At 64.0% G+C, this 24,610-nt stretch carries 20 protein-coding genes; 18 read left to right on the top strand and 2 right to left on the bottom strand.

Translation table 11 applies throughout. The features are described from left to right. Nucleotides 1-28 precede the first annotated feature (28 nt). Nucleotides 29-487 (bottom strand): universal stress protein, encoded by a 459-nt coding sequence (locus BLT08_RS15180; RefSeq protein ID WP_090309375.1) that lies wholly within the window; start codon nucleotides 485-487, stop codon nucleotides 29-31. 355 nt (nucleotides 488-842) lie between these two features. Between BLT08_RS15180 and BLT08_RS15175 the strand changes: the two genes are divergently transcribed. The 4 genes from BLT08_RS15175 (at nucleotide 843) to BLT08_RS15160 (ending at nucleotide 4,732) form a co-directional block, all read left to right on the top strand. After that, nucleotides 843-1,604, top strand: a complete 762-nt coding sequence (locus BLT08_RS15175; protein ID WP_090309372.1) for an IclR family transcriptional regulator — start codon at nucleotides 843-845, stop codon at nucleotides 1,602-1,604. Between the two features lie 148 nt (nucleotides 1,605-1,752). After that, complete coding sequence (locus tag BLT08_RS15170) at nucleotides 1,753-2,910, top strand: substrate-binding domain-containing protein (RefSeq protein WP_090309369.1); 1,158 nt, start codon at nucleotides 1,753-1,755, stop codon at nucleotides 2,908-2,910. A 2-nt stretch (nucleotides 2,911-2,912) separates the two neighbouring features. Next, nucleotides 2,913-3,716: an ATP-binding cassette domain-containing protein gene (locus tag BLT08_RS15165; RefSeq protein WP_090309366.1), complete on the top strand. Its 804-nt coding sequence runs from the start codon at nucleotides 2,913-2,915 to the stop codon at nucleotides 3,714-3,716. Then, entirely contained in the window at nucleotides 3,713-4,732 is a 1,020-nt protein-coding gene (locus tag BLT08_RS15160; RefSeq protein WP_090309363.1) for an ABC transporter permease, read from the top strand. The genes BLT08_RS15165 and BLT08_RS15160 overlap by 4 nt, the downstream gene beginning before the upstream one ends. 112 nt (nucleotides 4,733-4,844) lie before the next feature. Here the strand turns inward: BLT08_RS15160 and BLT08_RS15155 are convergent, their stop codons facing one another. Then, nucleotides 4,845-6,353, bottom strand: coding sequence for an alpha-N-arabinofuranosidase (locus BLT08_RS15155; protein ID WP_090309360.1), 1,509 nt, complete (start codon nucleotides 6,351-6,353; stop codon nucleotides 4,845-4,847). A gap of 137 nt (nucleotides 6,354-6,490) precedes the next feature. On the opposite strand from BLT08_RS15155, the gene BLT08_RS15150 reads away from it, so the two are divergent. The 14 genes from BLT08_RS15150 (at nucleotide 6,491) to BLT08_RS15080 (ending at nucleotide 24,552) form a co-directional block, all read left to right on the top strand. Next, a complete protein-coding gene (locus tag BLT08_RS15150) occupies nucleotides 6,491-7,264 on the top strand; it encodes an SDR family NAD(P)-dependent oxidoreductase (RefSeq protein WP_245724231.1) in 774 nt (257 codons plus the stop codon). A gap of 201 nt (nucleotides 7,265-7,465) precedes the next feature. After that, nucleotides 7,466-8,776 carry an extracellular solute-binding protein gene (locus BLT08_RS15145; RefSeq protein ID WP_090309352.1) on the top strand — a complete coding sequence of 437 codons (1,311 nt, stop codon included), beginning with the start codon at nucleotides 7,466-7,468 and terminating at the stop codon, nucleotides 8,774-8,776. Nucleotides 8,777-8,778: 2 nt separating this feature from the next. Beyond that, the gene (locus BLT08_RS15140) at nucleotides 8,779-9,690 is read left to right on the top strand and encodes a carbohydrate ABC transporter permease (RefSeq protein WP_090309346.1); all 912 of its coding nucleotides are present in this window, start codon (nucleotides 8,779-8,781) and stop codon (nucleotides 9,688-9,690) included. Further along, complete coding sequence (locus tag BLT08_RS15135) at nucleotides 9,687-10,553, top strand: carbohydrate ABC transporter permease (RefSeq protein ID WP_090309341.1); 867 nt, start codon at nucleotides 9,687-9,689, stop codon at nucleotides 10,551-10,553. Before BLT08_RS15140 ends, BLT08_RS15135 begins: the two co-directional genes overlap by 4 nt. Further along, the gene (locus BLT08_RS15130; RefSeq protein WP_090309337.1) at nucleotides 10,550-11,197 is read left to right on the top strand and encodes a DUF624 domain-containing protein; all 648 of its coding nucleotides are present in this window, start codon (nucleotides 10,550-10,552) and stop codon (nucleotides 11,195-11,197) included. Before BLT08_RS15135 ends, BLT08_RS15130 begins: the two co-directional genes overlap by 4 nt. Before the next feature lie 105 nt (nucleotides 11,198-11,302). Continuing rightward, nucleotides 11,303-12,469: an ABC transporter ATP-binding protein gene (locus tag BLT08_RS15125; protein ID WP_090309333.1), complete on the top strand. Its 1,167-nt coding sequence runs from the start codon at nucleotides 11,303-11,305 to the stop codon at nucleotides 12,467-12,469. A gap of 72 nt (nucleotides 12,470-12,541) precedes the next feature. Next, nucleotides 12,542-15,328, top strand: coding sequence for a glycoside hydrolase family 2 protein (locus BLT08_RS15120; protein WP_090309328.1), 2,787 nt, complete (start codon nucleotides 12,542-12,544; stop codon nucleotides 15,326-15,328). Further along, nucleotides 15,325-17,304, top strand: a complete 1,980-nt coding sequence (locus tag BLT08_RS15115) for a glycoside hydrolase family 127 protein (RefSeq protein ID WP_090309324.1) — start codon at nucleotides 15,325-15,327, stop codon at nucleotides 17,302-17,304. Before BLT08_RS15120 ends, BLT08_RS15115 begins: the two co-directional genes overlap by 4 nt. A 64-nt stretch (nucleotides 17,305-17,368) precedes the next feature. Further along, a complete protein-coding gene (gene melA, locus BLT08_RS15110; RefSeq protein WP_090309321.1) occupies nucleotides 17,369-18,703 on the top strand; it encodes an alpha-galactosidase in 1,335 nt (444 codons plus the stop codon). A gap of 55 nt (nucleotides 18,704-18,758) precedes the next feature. After that, nucleotides 18,759-19,907, top strand: a complete 1,149-nt coding sequence (locus BLT08_RS15105) for a Gfo/Idh/MocA family protein (RefSeq protein WP_090309317.1) — start codon at nucleotides 18,759-18,761, stop codon at nucleotides 19,905-19,907. Between the two features lie 666 nt (nucleotides 19,908-20,573). Beyond that, on the top strand, nucleotides 20,574-21,521 hold the full coding sequence (locus BLT08_RS15100; protein WP_090310127.1) for a mannonate dehydratase: 948 nt from the start codon (nucleotides 20,574-20,576) through the stop codon (nucleotides 21,519-21,521). A gap of 412 nt (nucleotides 21,522-21,933) precedes the next feature. Further along, nucleotides 21,934-22,671, top strand: a complete 738-nt coding sequence (locus tag BLT08_RS15090) for a sugar phosphate isomerase/epimerase family protein (RefSeq protein WP_090309308.1) — start codon at nucleotides 21,934-21,936, stop codon at nucleotides 22,669-22,671. Continuing rightward, complete coding sequence (locus tag BLT08_RS15085; protein WP_217636382.1) at nucleotides 22,671-23,786, top strand: Gfo/Idh/MocA family protein; 1,116 nt, start codon at nucleotides 22,671-22,673, stop codon at nucleotides 23,784-23,786. The genes BLT08_RS15090 and BLT08_RS15085 overlap by 1 nt, the downstream gene beginning before the upstream one ends. 1 nt (nucleotide 23,787) lies before the next feature. Beyond that, nucleotides 23,788-24,552, top strand: coding sequence for a hydroxypyruvate isomerase family protein (locus BLT08_RS15080; protein WP_090309302.1), 765 nt, complete (start codon nucleotides 23,788-23,790; stop codon nucleotides 24,550-24,552). Nucleotides 24,553-24,610: the final 58 nt, after the last annotated feature.

Raw genomic sequence — 24,610 nt, 5'->3', positions numbered from 1 at the left:
GAGGAGGCTCCGGTTCGCGGATCGAACGTCAGTCCGTGACGACAGTAACGGCTCCGTTGAAGTTGAGAATCACGCGTTGTGCCGTGTCGCCGAAGATCGCCTTCCCCGTCGGGGAGCGCTTCTGTCCAGCGATAAAGATGTGATCGCAGTCGTGCTCCTCCGCCAGCGCGACGATCCGCTGTGCCTTCTTCCCATCGTCGACGACGATACAGAGCGGGTCGTACTCGACGTCTACGTCCTCCAGTTCCGTCCGAGCAATATCTCGAGCGAACTGTCTCCCGCTCTCTTTGACGTCTGCCGGCGAGTACGCCGTTCCTTCGACGTCGGCGATCGTCGACATCGTCTCGAGATCGTGTTCGTACTCGTCTTGCTCCATCGTCGCGAGCAGTTTGAGATCGGCGTCGACGCCGGCCGCCAGTTCGCCGGCTTCCCGAACTAACTGTCGGGAAAACTCCGTGGATTCGACCATAACGAGCGCGCGGTTCATGGGTTCCCATTCACTCGCCAACCAATAAGCATTTTGATCCAATGAACGAGCTCGACCAGTCGGCCCAGCCACCCGTATAATGGGCCGACAGGTGCGACGCCCGGGAGCAGTCACAGCGATTGTATCGGGATGTGCCGGACGGTATCGGTTCGAGGCGACGAACGCCAGTGTAGGGATGCGGCTGTCGCGGTTCCGACGGCTGACTTCGGAATCGTCGCGTCGATCCGTGCGTTCAGCAGGGGAGTTCGTGAAGACGCGTGCGCTGTTCTGATATGAGCGCCTCGACCCGAGCGATACGAACTACAGTTCAGTGTGACGAAACAACATATATATGATTTCAGGTCCTGGTACGGATATGGCAAAACCGAATCACCCCGTTCAAACGGTCAACAGAACCTTCGAAATCCTCGAGGTGATCCAGGAACTCGATGGTGCTGGCGTCTCGGAGATCGCCGACCGAGTCGACATCGGGAAGAGCGCAGTGCACAACCATTTGACGACGCTCGCGAACCGCGAGTACGTCGACAAAGACGGCGACGAGTACCACATCGGACTGTCGTTTCTCGGACTCGGCGCGTACGCACGAAACCGGACGCCCATCTACGACGCCGCACAGTCCCAGGCAGACAATCTCGCCGATCAGACGGGCGAGCTAGTGAACCTCCTCGTCGAAAAGAACGGGATGGGGATCTACCTCTATCAGGCGAAAGGAGAGAACGCGGTCGAACTCGACACCCACGAAGGGAAACGAGTCCGGATGCACTGCACGGGGCTCGGAAAGGCAACGCTCGCGTTTCGTCCTCGGGAAGAGGTAGACGAAATCATCGACGAACACGGACTGCCGAAACTGACCAATCACACCATCACCGACCGCGAGGAGTTCTACGCGGAACTCGAGGAGATACGCGAGCAACGCTACGCGATCGACCGGGAAGAACGGCTCAACGGGTTGCGATGTATCGCCTCGCCGATCACCGACGACGCGGATCGAAGCATCGCTGCGATCAGCGTCGCCTGTCCCGTCCACCGGGTCGACGACGAACGGTTCTACGAGGACATCCCCGAAGCGGTCCTCGGCGCGGCGAACGTGATCGAACTCGAGTACAACTACTCGTAGATCGATCTCGCGTTCGAGGTGACTGACCCGTCGGGGTCGATAAGCCGAATTCGATCGGGAAATCGCTTCGATACGGTAACGTCTCGACGTGATTGTGGCTCCCGGTCAGACACGAAAATTTATACGAGCGGATGTGGCACACAAATCCATGCCACCCAGTGACAGTGGTAGACGGAGCATAGACCTCGGGAGCGGCGTCTCTCGACGGGACGTCATGCGACAACTCGGTGCGGCGAGTGCGGTCGGTGCGACGGCGGGGCTGGCGGGGTGTAGCGATCTGGTGTTCCGCGACGACGAGGACGGCGAAACGGGGCCGGGCGCCTGTGAGGACGAACCGAACTACCAGCAGATCGACCTCATCCCGCCGCCGACCGACCTCGATTACGAGAGCGGCGGGCGCGAACTGGAGGTGAACATGGTAACCCACGACGCGGCAACGTCGTTCTTCGACCCGACGGTGGCGGGGTTGCACGACGCCGCGAGTCAGGTCGGCTGGAGCGCGAATTTCTCCGGACCGACCGGCGGGGAAGACATCGAAGAACAGGTGACGATCCTCGAATCGACGGTCGATGCCGGGCCGGACGTGATTCTCACGACGATCATCGACGAACACGCCTACGACTCGGTGCTGGAGGAGGCCGTAGAGAACGACATCGTCGTGCTCGCGTACAACGCGAACTCGCTCTCGACGGAACAGATGGAGGACCGATTGGGCCGGTCGCTGGCCTACGTCGGACAGGATAACTACGCGGCTGGCTACGTCTGCGGCCTCGCCGCCGCGGAACGACTCGAGAGCGAGGACGGACAGGTGACGATCGCCACGTGCTGTCCGGGTCACTCGGCGCTCGGCGAGCGCGCCGCCGGCATCGAGGACGCGCTAACCGAGGAGACGGGCGTCGAAACCGACACCCTCGACGTCACCGACGACTCGAACGAGGGGATCGGCCGACTGGAGAACCACATCGCCTCGACCGAGAACCTGCTCGGCATCGTCGGGACGGACGCCTACACCTGGTTCATCGGCGAGGCGCTCGAGAGTCAGGGCGTCGAAGACGAACTACTCGGCGGCGGCTTCGATCTCGAAGAGCCGACGATGGAGGCCATCGACGCCGGGATCATGGACTACACGATTGGACAGGATCCGTACTCTCAGGGGTACGTTCCGACGATACTCGCCTGGCTGTACGTGGAACGGGGCATCCCGCCGAAAGACTACATGACGGGCGCCGAAGTCATCGACCAGGAGAACATCGAGTTCGCGTTGGAGCGAGACGACTGGTCGGCGCTGCTGGATCAACAGGACTGACAATGAGTTCGAAACCGATCATCCGGACGGACGGGCTGTCGAAACGGTTCGAAACCGTTCACGCGGTCAAAGACGTCGACTTCAGCGCCGCCGAAGGTGAGATCATGGCCGTCGTCGGCGACAACGGCGCGGGGAAGTCGACGCTGATCGAGATGCTCTGTGGCGTGTTGAAGCCAACCGACGGCGACGTCTTCCTCAGGGGAGAGCGAGTGGAGTTCGACGACTACAACGACGCACAGGAGGCCGGGATCGGCACCGTCTACCAGGACCTCGCGCTCGCGGAGAGCCAGTCGGTCGCGGCGAACATCTTCCTCGGAAACGAACCGACGAAGGCGGGACTCGCCGGCCGACTGGGACTCGTCGACGAGCGCGAGATGGCCACCGAAGCGTCGGCGATTCTCGAGCAGGTGAAAATTCCCGTCGATCCCCACGCCGCCGTCCGGAGCCTCTCCGGCGGGCAGCAACAGGCGGTCGCGATCGCTCGAGCGCTGCAGTTCGATCCGGAGATACTCATCATGGACGAACCGACGAGCGCGCTGTCGATCGAGGGCGTTCGGAACGTCCTGAACGTGGTGAACGACCTTCGTGAACGCGGCATTACGATCGTTCTCATCAGCCACAACATCGAGGAGGTCCTCGGTATCGCCGACCGAATCACGGTGCTCCACCAGGGAGAGTTAATGGGCGTCCTCGACGCCGACGACGCCGACCGCGAGGACATCGTCCTCTTGATGATGGGCGGAAGCGAGGACGATCAGGTCGAAGAGATCACCGAGGCCGGCGCCGAGGAGGGATCGACAGCATGAGCGAGGAAACCGCGACGGCCGGCGACTTCGCCATCTCCCGCGAACCGACGACCCTGCTTCGGCGATTCACCTCGAGGCGAGAAGCCGGCGTACTGCTCGGGTTCCTCGCCCTCTACGCGATCATCGCGGTCACCCGACCGGACATCTTCTTCAGCTGGCAGGACATCTCGGGCGTGACCTTCCGGCTCTTCCGGACGGCGTCGATCTACGTCATCATCGGCATCGGCATGAGCTTCCTGATCATCAGCGGCGAGTTCGACCTCTCGGTCGGATCGATGTTCGCCGTAGGCGGCCTCACGTTCGCGATGCTTATGCAGGACTACCGGCTCACGGGCCTCGTGAGCGTGGTGCTCGTACTCATGCTCGCGGCGGCCGTCGGCCTCACGAACGGCGTGATCGTGACGAAAGTCGGCGTGCCGTCGCTGATCGCGACCATCGGTATGTTGAGCGTGCTCCGGGGCGTGGCCCTCGCGATCACCGAGGGATCGTGGGGCGTTCCCCAGAACGACGCCGTCGTCGGACTCCTCGGCGGTCGAATGGAGATCCTCGGCGTCACGGTCGCTCACCAGGTCGTCTGGGCGGTGCTGCTCGTCGTCGTCTTCGGGGTTATCCTACAGAAGACGCGCTTTGGGTATCACGTCTTCGCCGTCGGCGACGATCAGGACGCCGCCGAGAAGACCGGCATCGATGCCGACATGGTGAAGATTCGGAACTTCGTCCTCGTCGCGATGCTCGCGGCGCTGGCCGGCATGATCAACATCTCCTACTACGGGTCGATGTTCGCCTCGACCGGACAGACGTACGAGCTACTGATCATCGCAGCCGTCGTCATCGGCGGGACGAACCTCTTCGGCGGGGAGGGTTCGCTCTCCGGGATGGTACTCGGCGCGCTCGTTATCGCGATCATCCCGCAGGTGCTCGTCTTGAACGGGATGAGCGTCGACATTCAGGAGCTGTTGACGGGCGTGATCATCATCGCCGCGGTCGTCCTCGACATCGTCTTCAGAGGGCGCTGATCGCGCTCGTCGTTTCGCTCCGCTTCGCTCTCGATTCGTGTGAAACTGGTGCGTCGCTCGAGCGTGCGATCGTCCAAACGAGCGACGAGACGAAAACGATGGTGGCGACCGATTACTCGACGGTGATCGCGGCGACCGTCGACGGCGGCAGTTCCGCGACGATCGATTTGCCGTCGACCGAGACCGACAGGTCGTCGGCGGTGAACGCCTCGGCGTTGGCGGCGGTGACCTCGAGGTCGGGTTCCTGCTCGGCGAACAGGATCTCGGCCCGCACGTCGCCCTCGCGAAGGTCTGCGCCCTCGAGGGCGATCTCGACGGCGTGGTCCTCGCGGCAGTCGAGGTTGGTGACGGTGACGTAGGTTTCGTCGTCGCCGACGGAGGCGGAGGCGCCGACGAGGGGCAGTTCGCGGTTCTCGTCGTCGTCGACGAGTTCGCGCGTCGGCGCGGAGACCGAGGTCCGGACGGCCTCGTTACCCTTGTGGGGCGCGTAGAGGTCGAAGACGCGGTAGGTCGGACGCGCCCAGGCGTCGTCTTCGTCGGTCTCGACGAGACACTGGAGGACGTTGACGGTCTGTGCGATGTTCGTCATCGTCACGACGTCGCTGTTGTCGTTGAAGACGTCGAGGACGGCCGCCGCCGAGAGCCCGTCGAGGACGGTTCCCGGCTGCTCTAAGCCGGTCTCGGGCGTCGCCTCGGGATGCCAGGAGCCCCACTCGTCGACGATGACGCCGATGTCGCGGGTCGTCGCCACCGCGTCGATGGCCGCGGCGATTCGCTCGATGTGGCGGTCCATCTCGAGGGCCTCGACGAGGAACTGGTCGTACTGATCCTCGTCGGCCTCGGCGACGGTCATCGATCGGCCGTAGTAGTGGTGGAGCGTGAGGTGGTCGAGCGGGAACGGTTCGCCCCACGGGGCGCCGGAAACCTCGTCGAGGAATCGACGATTCCACTCGTGGCCCTCGTAGCCGCAGGCGATGAGTTCGAGGTCGTGGTCGAGCAACAGGCCGTCCATGGTACCGACGTAAGTCGCGAACCGTCGGTACTCGCGTGCGTACTGTTCGGGGGACATCCGACCGCCACAGCCCCAGTTCTCGTTTCCGAGACCCCAGTATGTGACGCCGTAGGGCTCCTCGTGACCGTTCTCCCGGCGTCGGTTCGCCAGCTCGGTGTCGCCGTCGTAGTTGCAGTACTCGACCCAGTTTGCGGCCTCCTGTGGATCGCCGGAGCCGACGTTCGCCGCGAGGTAGGCTTCGGTGCCGATGCGCTCACAGAGCTCGAGAAACTCGTCGGAGCCGAAGGCGTTCGACTCCTCGGGCGTCTCCTCCGGCCCCTGCGCCCAGAAGAGGTTGCGACGGCGGGGCCGTTCGTCTCGCGGTCCGACGCCGTCCTCCCAGTGGTAGTCGTCGGCGAAACAGCCGCCCGGCCAGCGGAGGACCGGGAGGTCGAGATCCTCGAGCAGCGAGACGGTGTCCTCGCGGAAACCGCTCTCGGCGGCGCTGTCGGCGTGCCAGATCCCGCCGTAGATACAGCGACCGAGGTGTTCGGCGAAGTGGCCGTGTACTTCGGGTGCGATCCGGTCGATACTCGCCTCTGTGTGAACCGCTATACGTGCGTCAGTCATGCACTAGTTCCGTGTTTCCACATGCCAATATTAATAGTTCGGGGTTATGTCTGCGACAGCAACCAGTACGCGGTACTATCGGACGCCCCCGTCGACCGATGCGAACGTTCATACGCGTGCGTGAGAGTGGCTGGCGTATGGACGGTTGTACGCACACGCCAGTGACAGTCGCAGACAAACGCGCCGTCGTCGTCGGCGGGACCAGCGGACTCGGACAGGCGATCGCCGTCGGGTTTGCAGCCGACGGGGCCGACGTCATCGCGACGAGCCGGGACGAGCAAAAAGTCGAGGAGACGGCCGACCTCCTCGAGGACCGCGGTGCGACGACGGCTCGCGTCACCTGTGACGTCACCGACCGGGAGTCGCTCGAGCGGGTTCGGGAGGTCGCCGAGGAGACGCTCGGCGGGATCGACATCGTCGTTGCCTCGCAGGGAGCAATCTCTCGAGAGACCGTCCTCGGCATCGAAGACGACGACTGGGAGTTCGTCACGAGCGTCGCACTCGACGGCGTACGGCGGGTAACCCAGGCGTTCGCGCCCGCGATGGAAGACGACGGGAGTATCATCAACATCTCCTCGCTCGCCGCACGGCTGTCGATGGCGAACCTGCCGGCGTACTCGGCGGTCAAAGGCGGCGTCGAAGCGTTCACCCGCGCCGCGGCCAAGGAGTTAGCCCCCGAGATCCGCGTGAACGCCATCGCGCCCGGCTTCTTCATCACGCCGCAGAACGCCGACACCTACGCCGAGGGAACCGAGAAGCGAGAGCGGATCGACGAGCGAACGCCGCTCGGCCGCGTCGGCGAACGCGAGGAACTCATCGGGGCGGCGATCTACCTCTCGAGCGACGCGTCGTCGTTCGTCACCGGCGAGGTACTCACCGTCGACGGTGGATTCGCCGATAGCGCGTTCTGACCGCCGGTCGAGACCGCGATCGGACCGATACTGATTTGGCCACTGTCTCGACCGCGAACGTCGGATAGCGTGTCGACCTCCCCGTTCCTGGCGCACGATGGAATCAGACCTCCGTTCGCCGCATATTATACCAGCAATCGAATATATAAAAATTCGAACCACCGTAACATATATGTGTGTCTCTCTGATCGATACGGTTGTATGACAGCAGGTGACAAAGAGAGGGGGCCTCATAGACCCCGCTCGAGCCACCGCCAGGGCTCGAGGTCCGTCAGTCGCCGGGGGCTGCTTCAGGCGACAGGTGCTGGTGGTCTTACCGGCCTCGCCGGCTGTACCGGGTTCGTCGGAAGATCTCAGGAGGGCGTCGAGTACTGGACGCTGTTCGGCGGCGGTGACGGTGACGTCATGGAGGCGATGGTCGACGAAATCAACGAGAACGACGACGTGCACATCAACCGACAGCGAGTGCCGTGGGACGAGTACTACGGTCGCCTGTACACGTCGATGGTCGGCGGCAATCCGCCGGATCTCGCGATCATGCACTCGCGGATGATGGACGAGTACGAAGACAGCCTCGTGCCGGTCACCGACGAGATCGGCACGGAGCCGTACCTGGAGGAGGTCGCACAGGGCGGCGTCGTCGGCGGCGAGCAACTCGCCGTCCCGCTCGATAGCCACCCGTTCGGCCTCTACTACAACAAAGAAATCTTCGAGGAGGCCGGGTTGGACCCGGAGGACCCCCCGGAGACCCCGGAACAGTTCATCGATGCGGCCGATGCGATCGTCGACAATACGGATCACTACGCGTTCGACTTCTTCGATGGCGAGCAGGGAGTCGAAGTGATGCGGATGATGGTAGCCAGTCGGGGCGGACGGCTCCTCGACGACGACTACGAGCCGGCGTTCGAAACGGACGACGGACTCGCGGTCGTCCAGGAGATGCACGACTGGGTGCACGAACGGGAGTGGGCACCCGTCGATCCGGACACCGGCTGGGACGCCTGGAATCGAGGCGAGGTCGGCATGCGGCTCGAGGGATCGTGGCACATCAGCGTCGTTCGCGAAACGGGGTTCGAGTTCGGGATGACGAAACCGTTCGTCATGCCGGACTCGACTACCCCCGTGACGCTCGGTGAGAGTCACATGATGATCATCCCCCAGAGCGAGGATCGCGATCAGGCCCGTCTCGAGGACACGATCGAGACGATTCGACTGCTCACGCAGGAGTTCAACCCGCGATGGGGGTACGACGCCGGTCACCTTCCCGCCAGTGAAGCGGCGACCGAGAGCGACGAACTTCGCGACTCCGAGACGTGGTCGCAGACGCTCGAGACCTTCCACGAGATGGTCGAGGAAGACGAGTTCCGTCGGCCGCCCTCGACCCCGAGAACGACCCAGTATATGGAACGGATCTACCAGCCGTTAGACGACATGCGCGCCGGGAACATGACTCCGGAAGAAGTCATCGAGACCGCCGCGGACGGCGTCAGACAAACGTTTAGCAGGCAATAACGATGGCACAAGCAAACCAACAGACCGAGACGAGCGATTCGGGAGGCATCGACCTCTCGAAGTCGTCGACGCGTGAGTTACTCGCGGGAGTCACGTTTTCGCTTCCGTACCTCGTGATCGCCGGACTGTTCCTGTTCGGCCCGCTGCTCCTCGCGCTGTACATGAGTTTACACGACTGGAACGCACTCGAGCCGGGCCAGTCGGAGTTCATCGGCTTCGAGAACTACCAGATCCTGCTCTCGGATCCGGAGTTCTGGAACGCGTTGTGGAACACGGTCTACTTCGTCGTCCTCACGGTGCCACCGATCGTTATCGGCTCGCTCCTGCTGGCACTCGGCGTTAACCGTGACGTGAAGGGGCAGTGGTTCCTTCGAACGGTCTTCTTCAGCCCCTACGTACTGACCGTCGCGGTTGTCGGCCTGCTGTGGGCGGACATCTTCAACGCCTCGGGGCTCATTCCGTACTACGTCGGCGGCGGAAACTGGCTGAACTCCCACAGCCTCGCGATGCCCGCGCTCGCTATCGCGACGATCTGGTGGCAGCTGGCGTTCAACTTCATCATCCTGCTGGCCGCCCGACAGAACGTCTCGGATCGCCTCTACGAGGCGGCGAAGCTGGACGGCGCGAGCACGTGGCGAATGATGCGCGACATCACCATCCCACAGATGCAGAATCCGCTCATCTTCGTCGTCATCGTGACGTTCGTAGGGTCGTTCCAGGTGTTCGGCCAACCGTTCATCATGACCGACGGCGGTCCGTCGTTCTCGACGACGACGATCGTCCTGTACCTGTACGATACGGCCTTTACCGGCCGCGACTTCGGCTACGCCGCCGCGGTCGGCTACGTTCTGTTCATGATCCTGATCGCCGTCTCGGCGACCAGCTACTACTTCCTCAGTGGTGACCGCGAATGAGTACGAAATCAACGACCGTACGCGACAGTCTGACGATCACCGACGAACGGCTTCGAACCATCGCGCTGTACGTCGGGCTGTACGGCACGGCGGCGCTGTTCCTCATCCCGTACTGGTACATGTTCGCGACGTCGTTCATGACCCGCGATCTGGTGTACTCCGAGGTGCCACACCTGATCCCGTGGGACGTCACGCTCTACTGGTACGAGTACCTCCTCGCTAACTCGCTGATCGGCATGTGGACGGTCAACACGCTAATCCTGGCGGGCGTGACGACCGTCGTGGTGCTCATCATCGACGCGATGATCGCCTACTCGCTGACCCGCCTCGAGTGGCCGGGCCGGCGCGTCATCTTCGCGGTCATCGTGGCGAGTTTCATGGTACCCGGTATCGTCAACCTCGTCCCGGTGTACATCATCGTGAGCGAACTCGGGCTGGTAAACTCCATGTGGGGCGTCGTCCTCCCGAGCGCCGCGAACCCGCTGGGCGTGTTCATGCTCGTTCAGTTCTTCAAGGACATTCCGGAGGAGCTCGAGGAGGCGGCGCGTCTGGACGGGTTCTCTCGGCTCCGGGTGTTCACCCACATCGTCCTCCCGCTGATGCGGTCGGCCCTCGCGGCGCTCGGACTGTTCATCTTCATCTGGACGTGGAACGCCTTCGTCTGGCCGCTGCTCATCCTCCAGAGCGAGACGATGTACACGCTGCCGATCGGGCTGGTGACGCTGCAGGACAACCTGGGCGTCACCGAACCCGGCGTGATCATGACCTCCGCGGTCATCGCGTCGACCCCGCTCCTGATCGTCTTCCTCGTCATGCAGAAACACCTCGTCCGAGCCGTCGAGATGCAGGGGACCACGAAATGACCCGACCAACCGACCTCGACCCGATGTACGCCTCGCTCGAGCGGACGGGACGGTTCGTCTGGGCGAACCTCACGTCGATCGTGTGGATCAGCGTCGGCTGGTTCCTCGCGTCACTGCCGATCGTGACGCTCGGCCCGGCGACCGTCGGGGCCTACCGCGCCGTGCTGTCGCTTCGGGAGGACGGGCACGTCGGCATCGATCGGACGGCGGTCCTCGAGACCGTTCGCCGTCAGTTCGTCCACGCGACGCTGCTGGGACTCGTCCCGCTCGCGCTACTCGCGATCGCGGCGAACTACGCGCTCGCGTACCTCGTGAGCGGAACCGTCCTCGCCGGTCTGTTCGCGCTCTGCTGTGCGTACGCCGGTCTGTACGCCTGGCTCGTGTCGATGCCGACGCTGCTTGGTCTGGCGGAGGACAAAACCGTCGGCACCGCACTCAAGGACGGACTGCTCTGGACGGCGCGCCACGCCGTCGGCGCGGTGGCACTCGGCGTCGTGACCGGCGCGTTGCTCGTCGTTACGTCGCTGCTGACCGTCGCCGTGGCGCTCCTGTTCGCCGGCATCGCGTTCGCGCTTCACGTCGAGTTCATCTCGAGCGTCGCCGAGCAAGAGGCCCAGGGTACGACGGTGGTGACCGAGCGATGACCGGACACAGCGACCGCACGCGGATAGCCTCCCCGAAAACGGGCGAATCGAGTGCAACGGATACGAACGAGAGCGGTACTCACGACCACCAACGGAGCTTCAACAATGAGCGAATCAACTAACGACCCAGCATCGGTAACGTTCGACAGCGTGCGGAAAGTGTACCTCGACGATTTCGTCGCGGTCAACGGGTTCGACGCCGAGATCGAAGACGGGGAGTTCATCACCGTCGTCGGTCCCTCGGGGTCCGGCAAATCGACGCTGCTCCGGATGATCGCCGGACTCGAGGAGATCAGCGACGGCGACATTCGGATCGGCGACGACAGCATCAAGGGCGTCGAGCCACAGGATCGCGGGATCGCGATGGTGTTCCAGAACTACGCGCTGTACCCGCACATGACCGTTCGAAAGAACATGTCCTACGGGCTCAAACTGACGACGGATCTCCCCGACGACGAGATCGAACGGCGAGTCAGCGAGACGGCGGAAATGATGGGTATCGAAGACCAGTTAGACGACAAGCCGGCGAACCTCTCGGGCGGCCAGCAACAGCGCGTGGCGACCGGCCGAGCGATCGTTCGCGACCCGAAGATCTTCCTGATGGACGAGCCGTTATCGAACTTAGACGCCAAGCTCAAGGTACACATGCGAACCGAACTCCAGCGACTTCAGGAGGAGCTCGGGACGACGACGATCTACGTCACCCACGACCAACACGAGGCGCTGACGATGAGCGACCGAATCATCGTTCTCGACGGCGGCGAACTCCAGCAGTTCGCTCCGCCGGATACGGTCTACAACGAACCCGCAAACCGGTTCGTCGCGGACTTCATCGGCAGTCCAGCGATGAACTTCTTCGACGTCGAGTTGGGCGGCACGACGCTCGTCGGCGACGGGTTCGAGTACGACGTCCCGCCCGCGATCATCGATACGATCCTCGGAAACGAGGCCAAGTCCGGGCTCGAACTGGGGATCCGTCCCGAGGACATCACGTACGACGCGGCCGGTGACAACACGATCTCCGCCGTCGTCGACGTCCTCGAGGTCGCGGGCAGCGACAACTTCGTCTACCTGGATATCGAGGGCACCGAGTGTCGCGTTCGGGTGCCCGGAGACGTGAAACCGACCGTCGGCGATCGGACCGAGATCGGGTTCGACCCCGACGACATGCACCTCTTCGACGTCCGGACCGGCGAGAATCTGCTCGCGGAATCGAAAGGCAAACGAGCCGCTCGCAAAGCCGACACGGAAGGGGCGGAGGAAGCCGCCTGAGCGACGGCTGGCAGCGGAGGATTCCACGAGCGACGAGCAACGATCGATACCAACAGAGAATACGAACACGACATGGAGACAGATTTCCGAGCGGACGACAGTCGACAGGAAACGGAACTGAACGGCACGTGGCAGTTCGCCACCGATCCCGACGACGACGGGCGCGACGAGGGGTGGTACGAACCCGACAGCGCCTGGCCCGACCGAACGCGGTCCGTGGAGGTGCCCCACGCCTGGCAGGAACTCGAGGAGTTCCGCGGGTACACGGGCACCGCGTGGTACCGACGGACGATCGCGCTGGACGCACCGGACGACGACCGCTTCCGGCGACGCCTCCGGTTCGACGCCGTCGACTACGAGACGACCGTCTGGGTCAACGGCGACCGCGTCGGCGCGAACCGCGGCGGCTACCTCCCCTTCGAAACGGACGTCACCGACGCGCTCGTCGACGGCGAGAACGAGGTCGTCGTCGAGGTGGTCGACCCTGACGACCTGAGCGAACTCCCACACGGCAAGCAGGGCGAGCCGTGGTACCAACGAGTCAGCGGTATCTGGCAGGACGTGACCCTCGAGGCCGTCCCGCCGGTACGCGTCGAGGGGATTCGCGTCACACCCGACCTCGAGACGGACACGGCCCACGTCGAACTCGACGTGGACGGACTGGACGACCTGTCCGGATCGGCCGGATCGAACGGCGGATCAACCGTCGTCGCTCACGTCGTCGTCACTCGAGACGACAGGACGGTCGCGGCCGAATCGACGGCGATCGACGGGGACGGAGCAAGCGGCACGGAAGCGGTCTCGATCCCGATTCCCGACGCCGACTACTGGACGCCGGAGACGCCCGCGCTCTACGACGTTCGCGTCGACCTCGAGCGCGAGGGCGCCGTCGTCGATCGACACGAGGACTACTTCGGAATGCGAAGCGTCGAGGCTCGAGACGGGCAGGTGTATCTGAACGGCGAACCGTACGTCCTTCGGGGTGCCCTCGAACAGGGCTACTACCCGGAGACGCTGTACCGACCGTTCGACGAGGACTGCTTCGAGCGGGAGGTCCGGACCGCCACGGAACTCGGCTTCAACCTCCTGCGAAAGCACATCAAGCCGGCCCATCCCGACTTCCTCGAGTGTGCCGACCGACTCGGCATTCTCGTCTGGGAGGAGCCCGCGAACCCGACGGTTCACACCGATCGCTCGAGACGGGCCGTCTTCGAACAACTGGAGGGAATGATCGAGCGCGATTACAACCGACCGAGCGTCGTCATCTGGAGTATCTACAACGAGGAGTGGGGGATCGGCAACCCGCAGGGGCTGGACGTCGAGACGTCGCTGTGGGAAGACGAGGGAAAACAGCGCTACCTCGCCGACTGCTACGAATCGACCCGCGAGCGAGATCCGACGCGGCTCGTCTGTGACAACTCCGGTTGGGCGCACGTGGCGACCGACGTCAACGATTATCACCGGTACTTCGTCAGTCCCGACCGCGCCGACGCCTGGGAGGCGGACCTCGATCGGATGGCCGACCGCCCCGAAGACAACTACGCGGCGGCCGAGACGGATCCGGACGACGCGCCGATCATCGTCTCCGAGTTCGGCACGTGGGGGCTGTGCGACGCGCCGGCGATCGAGGAGTCCTACGGCGAGCGACCGCCCTGGTTCGACTACGAGTTCTTAGAGCAGGGACTGAAACGACCCGACGGCTACCGCGAACGGTTCGAGGAGAGCACGCTCACCGAGGCGTTCGACGAGTTCGAGGCACTGGCCGAGGCCTGGCAGTGGCGGGAGTTCCGTTCGAACAAGGACGTTATCGAACGCATGCGAGCGCGAGACGACGTCGCGGGCTACGTCATCACGGAGTTCTCGGATATCGAGTGGGAGTTCAACGGGATCCTCGACTATCGCCGCGAGCAGAAAGTTTTCCACGACGAGTTCGCCCGCGTCAACGCGCCGGTCGCCGTCCAACTCGAGTGCGAGTCGCGGACCGTCTGGGACGACGGAACTATCGCAGCCGACGCGGTCGTCGTCAACGACACGGACGAGCGACTCGAGGCGGAGCTGTCGTGGACCGCCGCCGGCGAATCAGGACAACGGACGGTCGCAGTCGACCCCGTTTCGACGGTTCGCGTCGAGGATCTCATCGCGGTCGATGCGCCGACGGTAGACGCCGTGGGGACCGAGGCGATCACCCTCGCGTTCGGCGACGCGACGACCGAGGAACCCGTCACGATCGGCCCGCGAGCCGACTCCAGCAGCCCAGTTCTCGGTCGAGAATCCGGAGCCGACGAGCCGATTTACGCCGAGGACGAGGCGCTCCGAGACGCACTCGAAGAACGCGGGACGTCCGTCGTCGACCAACTCGACGACACCGTCGCCGCCGCCGTCGTCACGGAGACGAGGCACGCGGTACTCGAGTACGCTCGCGACGGCGGCGACGTGGTGTTGCTGGCCGACCGGGACGGATCAGTCGCCGACGGAGACGTGTTCGACTACCGCGACCTGCCCGAAGACGAGAGCTGGAACCTCGTCGCGTCGCTACTTTACACCAACGACGAGAGACTCGAGCCACCGCTCGGGTCGGTCCCGGGCTGGGAACTCGACGGGCGGTACCCGTATACGGTCGCGTCCGTAACCGAGGGCGACGACGTATCGGTCGGATACGTCGAGGGGTGGCTCGCCAATCCGTCGGCGGCGGTCGCGACGCGTCAGTACGGCGACGGCGCCGTTCGCGTCTGCACGCTTCGGGTGATCGACGGCTACGGCTCCTGTCCGGTAGCGACGGCGCTCGTCGACGAGTTGGTCGCGATGTCACTCGAGGAATCTGCGAGACTCGATACGTCCCCGAGGGATACCGCCCGATGACGACGCTTCGCCACGCCCGGTCGGTACCTCTGGCCGACGTCACGATCGACGACGAGTTCTGGAACTCGCGGCTCGAACGCAACCGCGAGGTCAGCCTCGAGTACCAGTACGACCACCTCGAGACGACCGGCTGTCTCGAGAACTTCCGTCGGGCCGCCACCGTGCTAAACGGACGGGCGGACGACCGCGGCGGATTCCAGGGAATCTGGTTCGCCGATTCGGACGCCTACAAGTGGCTCGAGGCCGCGAGTTACGTCCTCGCGCGTCGCGACGAACCCGAGCTCCGGCGACGGGTCGACGAGGTGATCGACCTCGTCGCCGCGGCCCAGGACGACGACGGCTATCTGAACACGTACTTCGTACTCGAAGAGCCCGGAAAGCGATGGACGAATCTGAATACGATGCACGAACTGTACTGTGGGGGCCACCTGATCGAGGCCGCCGTCGCCCACCACTGGGCGACGGGCGAACGCGACTTGCTCGAGGTCGCGATTCGGTTCGCAGATCACATCGATTCGATCTTCGGCGACGAGATCGACGGCGTTCCGGGCCACCAGGGGATCGAACTCGCGCTGGTGAAACTCGCTCGCGCGACGGACGAGGACCGCTACGTCGACCTCGCGCGATACTTCGTCGACCTGCGGGGCCGCGACGACCGGCTCGCCCGGGAACTCGAGCGCATCGACGAACTCGCGGGCTACGAGAGCGACGAGGAGGGCATCGCGGCCGGCGCGCGGGACATCTTCTACGAGGACGGCGCGTACGACGGGAGCTACGCCCAGGCGCACGCGCCGGTTCTCGAGCAGACGTCCGTGGAAGGGCACTCGGTTCGCGCGATGTACTTCTTCGCCGGGATCGCGGAGGTCGCCGCCGAAACTGACGACGAGGAGTTGCTCGCACACCTCGAACATCTCTGGGAAAGCATGACCGAACGGCGAACGTACGTCACCGGCGGCATCGGCTCGAGCGCCTACGGCGAACGCTTCACCGAGGACTACGACCTGCCCAACGACACCGCCTACGCCGAGACCTGCGCGGCGATCGGGAGCGTCTTCTGGAATCAGCGGCTGTTCGAACTCACTGGGAACGCGCGTTACGCCGACCTGATCGAGTGGACGCTGTACAACGCCGTCCTCGTCGGGATGTCCCAAGACGGCACCGAGTTCTTCTACGACAACCGCCTCGAGAGCGACGGCGACCACCACCGCGAGGGCTGGTTCGAGTGTGCGTGCTGTCCGCCGAACGTCGCGCGGTTGCTCGCCTCGCTCGGGGAGTATCTGTACGCTGTCGGAAGTGAAGAAGCGCAACTGTACGTGAATCAGTACGTCGGCAGTTCGGCGACGGTCGAGGTCGCCGGGTCGGCGGTCGACATAACCCAAACCGCAGAGTTGCCGTGGGGCGGCGACGTGAGCCTCGAGATTGACGTCGCGGTCCCGACCGAGTTCGGCATCTCCCTTCGAGTTCCGTCGTGGTGCACCGACGCGGCGGTTCGAGTGAACGGCGAGGAGCGTGCGCTGGATATCGAACCGGAACCCGGGACCGGACGCTGGACCGCCGACTACGTTACCCTCGAGCGCGAGTGGGACGACGATCGGATCGAGGTCTCGTTCGAGCAGTCGGTCGTCCCGATTCGGGCGCACCCGGCTGTCGAGGCCAACGCCGGCCGGATCGCGCTCACTCGCGGGCCGCTCGTCTACTGCCTCGAGGCGGTGGACAACGATCGACCGCTTCACCAGTATCTGATCGGTCCGGAGTCGGCGTCGACGGCCGATACGACCTATCGGGACGACCTCCTCCGTGGCACCGTCGTCCTCGAGGGCGAAGCGATGGCCCCGGATTTCGAGGACTGGGACGACGACCTATACTTGCCGGCCACGGAAACGAATCGAGTTGCGGCCCCGTTTATAGCGATACCCCACTTCTTGTGGGACAACCGAGCGCCCGGCGAGATGGCTGTCTGGCTCCGCGAGGACTGATTCGATCGAGCGACCTTCGGCGACCGAACGAGCTAATATCGTGCGTGAGACACGCTGACGTACGATGGTGAAAATTGCGTTTATCGGCGCCGGGAGCCACACGTTCACGCGGACGCTCGTCCGCGACGTCCTCTCGTTTCCGACGCTCCAGGACTCGACGCTTAGTCTGATGGATATCGACGCCGACCGCCTCGAGCGAATCGAGACTGCGACGCGGACGCTGGTCGACGGGAACGACCTCCCCGCGACGGTCGAGGCGACGACCGATCGACGGGAAGCGCTCGAGGGAGCGGACTACGTGATCACGATGATTCACGTCGGCGGCACCGAGCCGGTTCGCAACGAGATCGAGATTCCCCGACGATACGGCGTCGAGCAGTCCGTCGGCGACACGCTCGGTCCGGGAGGCGTCTTCCGGGCCACGCGAACGATTCCGACGATGCTCGACATCGCCCGCGATATGGAGGAACTGTGTCCCGACGCGCCGCTGCTGCAGCACACCAACCCGATGGCGATGGTCTGCTGGGCACTCGAGGCCGAGACCGAGATCGACGTCTACGGCATCTGTCACAGCATCGTCGGGACGGCCCACGCCATCGCGAGCTACGTCGACGTCCCGTTCGAAGAACTCGAGTACTGGGTCGCCGGCATCAACCACATGGCGTGGTTCCTCGACATAGGGCACGAGGGTCGCGACCTGTATCCCGACCTCGAGGAAGCGATGACCGACCCCGAAATCTACGCGCGGGACGTCGTTCGCTTCGAGACGATGGATCACTTCGGGCGGTTCATCACGGAGTCGAGTCACCACCTGAGCGAGTACCTGCCCTACTTCCGCCACGAGCAAGCCGAGATCGACCGGCTCGTCGACGCCAGCGCCTACGATCCCGACCGCGAAGCGTTCGAGTACTCCCCCGTCTGCTGGCTGCCGACGGGCGAGTACTTCGACCAGTGGAGTGAGATCGATCACGCCGACCAGTTCGATCCCGGGGAGGTAGATACCAGCCTCGAGCGCTCGGGCGAGTACGCCGCGCGGATCGTCCACTCCCTCGAGACGGGCGAGAGTCGACGGATGAACCTCAACGTCCCGAACGACGGCCGACTCATCACGAATCTTCCCGACGACGCGATCGTCGAGGTGCCGTGTCACGTCGACGCAACGGGCGTCCACCCCTGCTCCGTCGGCGACCTCCCGCCGCAGCTCGCGGCGCTCAATCGGACGAACGTAAACGTTCAGTCGCTCGCCGTCGACGCCGCCCTCGAGCGCGACGAGGACGCGCTTCGCCGGGCCGTCAAACTCGATCCGTTGGCGGGTGCGGTCTGTACGCTCGAGGAGATCGACGGGATGGTCGACGACTTGCTCAAGGCCAACGCCGAGTACCTGCCCGAGTTCGCCTGACTGATACACGTGGGAGGTGCGAAAGCGGTAAGCTCGTGGCGATTGAACGGTTCGTATGGCGTACACAGTCGCCGTTATCGGCACCGGTGCCGAACCGGACGATCCGGGACGAGACGGCTACGCGATGGCGTATCACCACGCTGCGGGCTACGAGAACACGGAGAACTGCGACCTCGTCGCCTGTGTCGACATCGTCCGGGCGAACGCGGAGGCGTTCGCCGACGAGTTCGAGATCGGACAGGACGGGATCTTCGAGGAGTACGCGGCGATGCTCGAGGCCGTCGAACCCGACGTCGTCTCGGTCTGCGTGCCGCCTTCGATCCACGAGCGGATCGTCGTCGACTGCATTCGTTCCGGTGTCGTCGAAGCGATCCACTGCGAGAAGCCGATGGCCGACACCTACGGCGGGGCTCGCCTGATGGTCCAGGAGGCCGACCGCCACGACGTACAGCTGACGTTCAACCACCAGCGCAGGTTCTCCGACGCGGTTCGAACGGCCAAGGAACTGCTCGACGGCGGCGAGATCGGCGAGTTAGAGCGCGTCGAGTTCGCCGCGCCGGTCGGCATCTTCGACTACGGCTCGCACTCCTTCGACCTCTGTAACTACTTCGTCGACGAGACCGCCGGCGAGTGGGTGCTGGCACAGATCGATTACAGCGAGGAGAATCTGCTGTTCGGCGCGCACAACGAGAATCAGGCGATCGTTCACTGGGAGTACGAGAACGGCGTCCACGGGCTCGGAACGAGCGACAGCGACGGCGTCGGGAGTCGCGGACCGACGGGAGCCGTTGGGTGTCACAATCGACTGGTCGGCACCCGCGGCGTGATCGAAGTCGGACCGGCCGCTGGCGGAAGCGACGACGGTGGAGACGGTGGCGGAGATCGAGAGCTGCCGCCGCTTCGCATACGTCGCGCCGGCGACGAGACGTGGACCGCCGTCGAGACCGACGACGGCCTCCACAGCTGGGCGTTCGTCGACCGCGCGATCGCCGATCTCGTTCGCTGTCTCGAGACGGATGACGAGCCCGAACTCTGTGCTCGAAACGCGCTGAACGCGACCGAACTCATCTTCGCCGCCTGGGAGTCCTCGCGCCGTCGCGGTCGCGTGGACCTCCCGCTCGAAATCGGCGACAACCCGCTCGAGGCGATGGTCGAGACCGGCGAGGTAACGCCCGGTCCCACGACCGGAACGAACGAAGAGTAACGTCTCGAGCGAGGCGTCGTACGGCGCACTCGTTCGCTACACCCTCACAGTGGTCTCCCGGGATAGCGATCAGTTCCACAGATAACAAGCGTATATAATCAGAGGTGAAATCGCCTCCGACACATCAGTTACACGAATATTGGCGCCGACCAGGCATCGTCTCCAGGATTGATATTCACAACCATATTCGATTTTAACAGATCGATTATCGATGTTACGAGTAGTGGAATACGAAGAAACAATCCGTATGGAGGTTGCAGTTTACAATAAACGTCGTGAACGATATCGGTGTGAGTAGTCGCGATCGTCACGAGCCGAATAGACGGGAGAAGGCCTGTAGTGGCACCCGAGTCCAAATCAGGCGTATAGAGAACGAGTACGATCCGACCGAGTCGCGGATACCGAGTACTCAGAATTGTGTTCGAACAATCATAGATAGTGTGGAGACAGATCCGACGAGAGCTTCGTGCGAATGGGGAACACGATCCGGGGAAGGGAGCGATACATCCGTAGTAGTGAACGCCAGCCGACGGCCAAACTGGAGACGATACCGGAACCCGGCGAGCGACGAGAAATTTTCGACCAGTGGCTACCGCGATTCGAAGGCGAGAAGAAAGCCTCCGAAAACACATAAGAGGCCTTGGAACAATGCTCGACATACCGAACATGGACGTTGCACTAGTCCTTCCTCCGGAGCCCGACGAGCGGTGGGAACTCGCTACACAGGTCGGCGTCGAGACCGCCGTCTATCACTCGCTCGAGATCGGTGACGGGGGCTGTCCCTCGAACTACGACGACCTCTTGCACCTGACCAACCGGTATCGCGACCGGGGCATCGAACCCGCCGTCTTCGAAGGGAGCGTACCGATCACGGACGAGACCAGACTCGGGCTGGACGGCCGCGACGAGGAGATCGACGAATTCTGTCGGTTTCTCAGGAATATCGGCGAACTCGGCGTCGAGGTCGTCTGCTACGACTGGATGGCCGGCCTCCGCTGGGCGCGGACGTCGACGACGACGCCGGCCCGCGGCGGCTCGCTGACGACGGCCTACGATAACGAGCAGATGCGACGCGGACCGACGCCGCCGGCGGCCAGAAACACCGCCGAAGCGGACCTGTGGGAGAGCCTCGAGTACTTTCTCGAGCGCGTCGTGCCGGTCGCCGAAGAGGCAGGCGTGAAACTCGGCCTCCACCCCGACGATCCGCCTCGCGAGAAGGTTCGCGGCATGCCCCGGATAATCACTAGCGTCGAGGCCTACGACCGCGTCCTCGAGATCGTCGACTCGCCGGCGAACGGAATCACCTTCTGTCAGGGTAACTTCGCGGCGATGGGCGTCGATATCCCAGAGACGATTCGCCACTTCGGCGATCGGATTCAGTTCGTCCACTTCCGTGACGTCGACGGCGACGCGGACGGCTTCGTCGAGACCTGGCACGACGAGGGACCGACGGACATGCAGGTCGCGATCGACGCCTACCGCGAGGTCGGCTTCGACGGCCCCATACGTCCCGACCACGTGCCGACGATGGCCGGCGAGGACAATTCGATTCCCGGCTACCACATCACGGGCAAACTGTTCGCCGTCGGGTACATGAAGGGGTTACTCGAGTAGCCGATCGCGAAACGACGTCATCTCGACGGTGCTGTTCCGCTCGAACGCGCGGATATCATATCGGAACCGTAGTAGTGCTCTCGAGAACGAGACGACGGTCTCTAGCGAGACGCTCGTCGTTCGGTCGAGGCGCCGTATCGAGGTACCCGAATCGCAATACCGGCGCATCGTTACAGACATACCCCTGTAAAGAACGGGTGCGAGAGTGCCCGATCGCATCGAATTCGAGATCGCATCGCAACGGTCGCACGGTGAACGTGCGTTACGCAGGCCACCCGTAGTGTTCTATATGACGATCTGGGACGGACAATTCGTGACCGCGACAGCACAGCGGTGTGTACGGACAACCGCTCTCGTTCACGACACCCGGTAGCACTAGCTATATACGTGGCTCGCATCAAGTTTGTAGCGTATGCCACAGACGGCCATCCAACTCTATACGCTCCGGGACCTCGAGGAACCGCTCTCAGAGGTGCTGAAAGACGTCGCTGCGACGCCGTTCGACGGCGTCGAGTTCACCCACCGCGTTCGCGACGCGGACGTCGAAGCGATCGCGACCGTCCTCGAGGGGACGGGCCTCACCGTCGCCAGCGCACACGTCGGGCTCGAAAACCTCGAAGAGTCGCTCGAAGAGACCCTGGCGATCTACGAGCGACTCGGCTGTGACACGCTCGTCGTCCCGTATCTCGACGAGACGCACTTCGAGTCGGCGGAGGCCGTCCAGTCCACGGCACGACGGCTGTCCGCGATGGCTGAAACCGTCGCCGACCGCGGCTTCGAGCTTCACTATCACAATCACGACCACGAGTTCGTCGACTGCGGCGACTCGACGGCGATGGAGGTACTCCTCGAGGAGTCCGACGACGGCCTCGGGTTCGAACTCGACCTCGGCTGGGCGGTCGCCGGCGGCCTCGATCCGGTTACCCTCCTCGAGCGCTACGGCGACCGAATCTCGCTCGCGCACTTCGCCGACGTCGAGACTGAGACGATGTCGCCCGTCGAACTCGGAGACGGCGACGTCGATCTCGAGGCGTGTCTGGACGCGGCTCGAAGGGCGGACGTCGAGTGGTACATCTACGAACACGACGAACCGACGGATCCGCGCGAATCCCTCGAACACGGCGCGGCCGCCCTCGAGGAGTTTCGGTGATCTCGATGTACGACGTTGCCATCGTCGGCACCGGCCCGGACCCGAGCAATCCGACGCTCGACGGCTTCGCGATGGGGTACCGACACGCGGAAGCGTACCGAAACCACGACGACTGTCGGCTCGTAGCCTGTGCCGACATCGTCCCGGAGAACGGCGCGGCCTTCGCCGACGAGTTCGAGATCGCCGCGGAGTACGTTTTCGAGGACTACCGCGAACTGCTCGCGGCGGTCGAACCGGACGTCGTCAGCGTGGCGGTCCCGCCGGCGATCCACGAGGAGATCGTCGTCGGGTGCGCCCGCAGCGTCGTCGACGCGATCCACTGCGAGAAGCCGCTGGCCCACACGTGGGCGAGCGCCCAGCGAACGGTCCAGACGTGCTGGCGCGCCGACGTCCAGTTGACGTTCAACCGGCAGCGCCGCTTCGGGCGCCCGTTCGTCGACGCCAAACAACTCCTCGAGGACGGCGCAATCGGCGACCTCGAGCGAATCGAGATCGGCTGGGGCGACTTCTACGACACGGGCGCCCACACGGTCGATCTCGCCGGGATGTTCGCCGGCGACCGGTCCGCCAAGTGGGTCATCGCACAGCTGGATTATCGCGAGGAAGACCGGCGCTTTGGCTCCCACCAGGAGAACCAGATGTGGGCCCAGTGGCGGTACGACGACGGCGTCCACGCCGTGCTGTCGACCGGTGCCGGAAAGGAACTGGTCGGAGCAGCCATCCTGCTCCGCGGCACCGACGGCGAGATCCGGATCGCCGTCGACGACGGGCCGATGCTCGAGGTACGCAGCGGCGGTTCGACCGAGCGGATCGACGTCGGCGGCGAGACGATGCACCGAACCGGGAACGAAGGGGACCGATTCGGCTCGGAGTTCCACGACCGAGCGGTCGAACACGTCCTCGACTGTCTCGAGGAGGGGACGGAGCCCGAGCTCAGCGGACGAATCGGCCTCAACACGGCGGAGATCCTGTTCGGCGGCTACGAGTCAGTTCGCAGACGCGGCCGCGTCGACCTACCGCTCGAGATCGACGACAACCCGCTCGAGGCGATGGTCGCAAGCGGCGACCTGTCGCCGGAACCAGCCGCGGACGAGATCGGCGAGGGAGGTGCCTGACGTGGTGGATCTCTCGGTCTGTCTCGAGACCGTCTACGACGACGAGCCGTTTCACGAGCGCGTCTCGCGCGCCGCCGACGCGGGCGCCGACGCCGTCGAGTTCTGGGACTGGCGCGAGAAGGATCTCGAAGCGGTCACGACAGCCGCCGACGAGGCGGACCTACCGGTGGTCGGCTGTGTCGCCGGTGGAACGCTCACCGACTCGGAGCAGGCGGATGACGCCGCCGAGACGGTCCGTGAGTCGATCGAAACGGCCGCCGAGATAGACTGTTCGACGCTCATCGCGACGACCGGTCCCGACCAGGAGGGTCTCGACCGCGAGACCCAACATCGGAATATCGTCGACGTCCTCTCGAGCGTCGCGCCGGACGCTGAAGAGGCGGGCGTAACGATCGTCGTAGAGCCGCTGAACACCGCGGTCGACCACCCCGGCTACTACCTCACGTCGACCCGCGAGGGCGTCGAGATCGTCGAGGCGGTCGATTCCCCGAACGTGAAGCTGCTGTACGACGTCTACCACCAGCAGATCACCGAGGGGAACGTCATCCAGACGCTCACCGACTGTATCGAGCACGTCGGCCACGTCCACATCGCCGACGTCCCCGGTCGCCACGAACCCGGGACGGGCGAACTGAACTACGCGAATATCATCGACGCACTCGAGGAGAGCGGCTACGACGGCTTCGTCGGCTGTGAGTTCTCGCCGCTCGAGGACCCCGACGAGGCGATGGCGGCGACGAGAGAACTCCTCGGTGTGGAGCGATAACGGAACGCCGTTTCGGACCGGAGAACTGCGGACACGGCAGCGTCCGTATCGGAGTGAT

Source organism: Natronorubrum texcoconense (genome assembly GCF_900100335.1).
In the GTDB taxonomy this organism is placed as follows: Archaea; Halobacteriota; Halobacteria; order Halobacteriales; family Natrialbaceae; genus Natronorubrum; species Natronorubrum texcoconense.
This window is presented reverse-complemented; position numbering and strand designations above follow the sequence as displayed.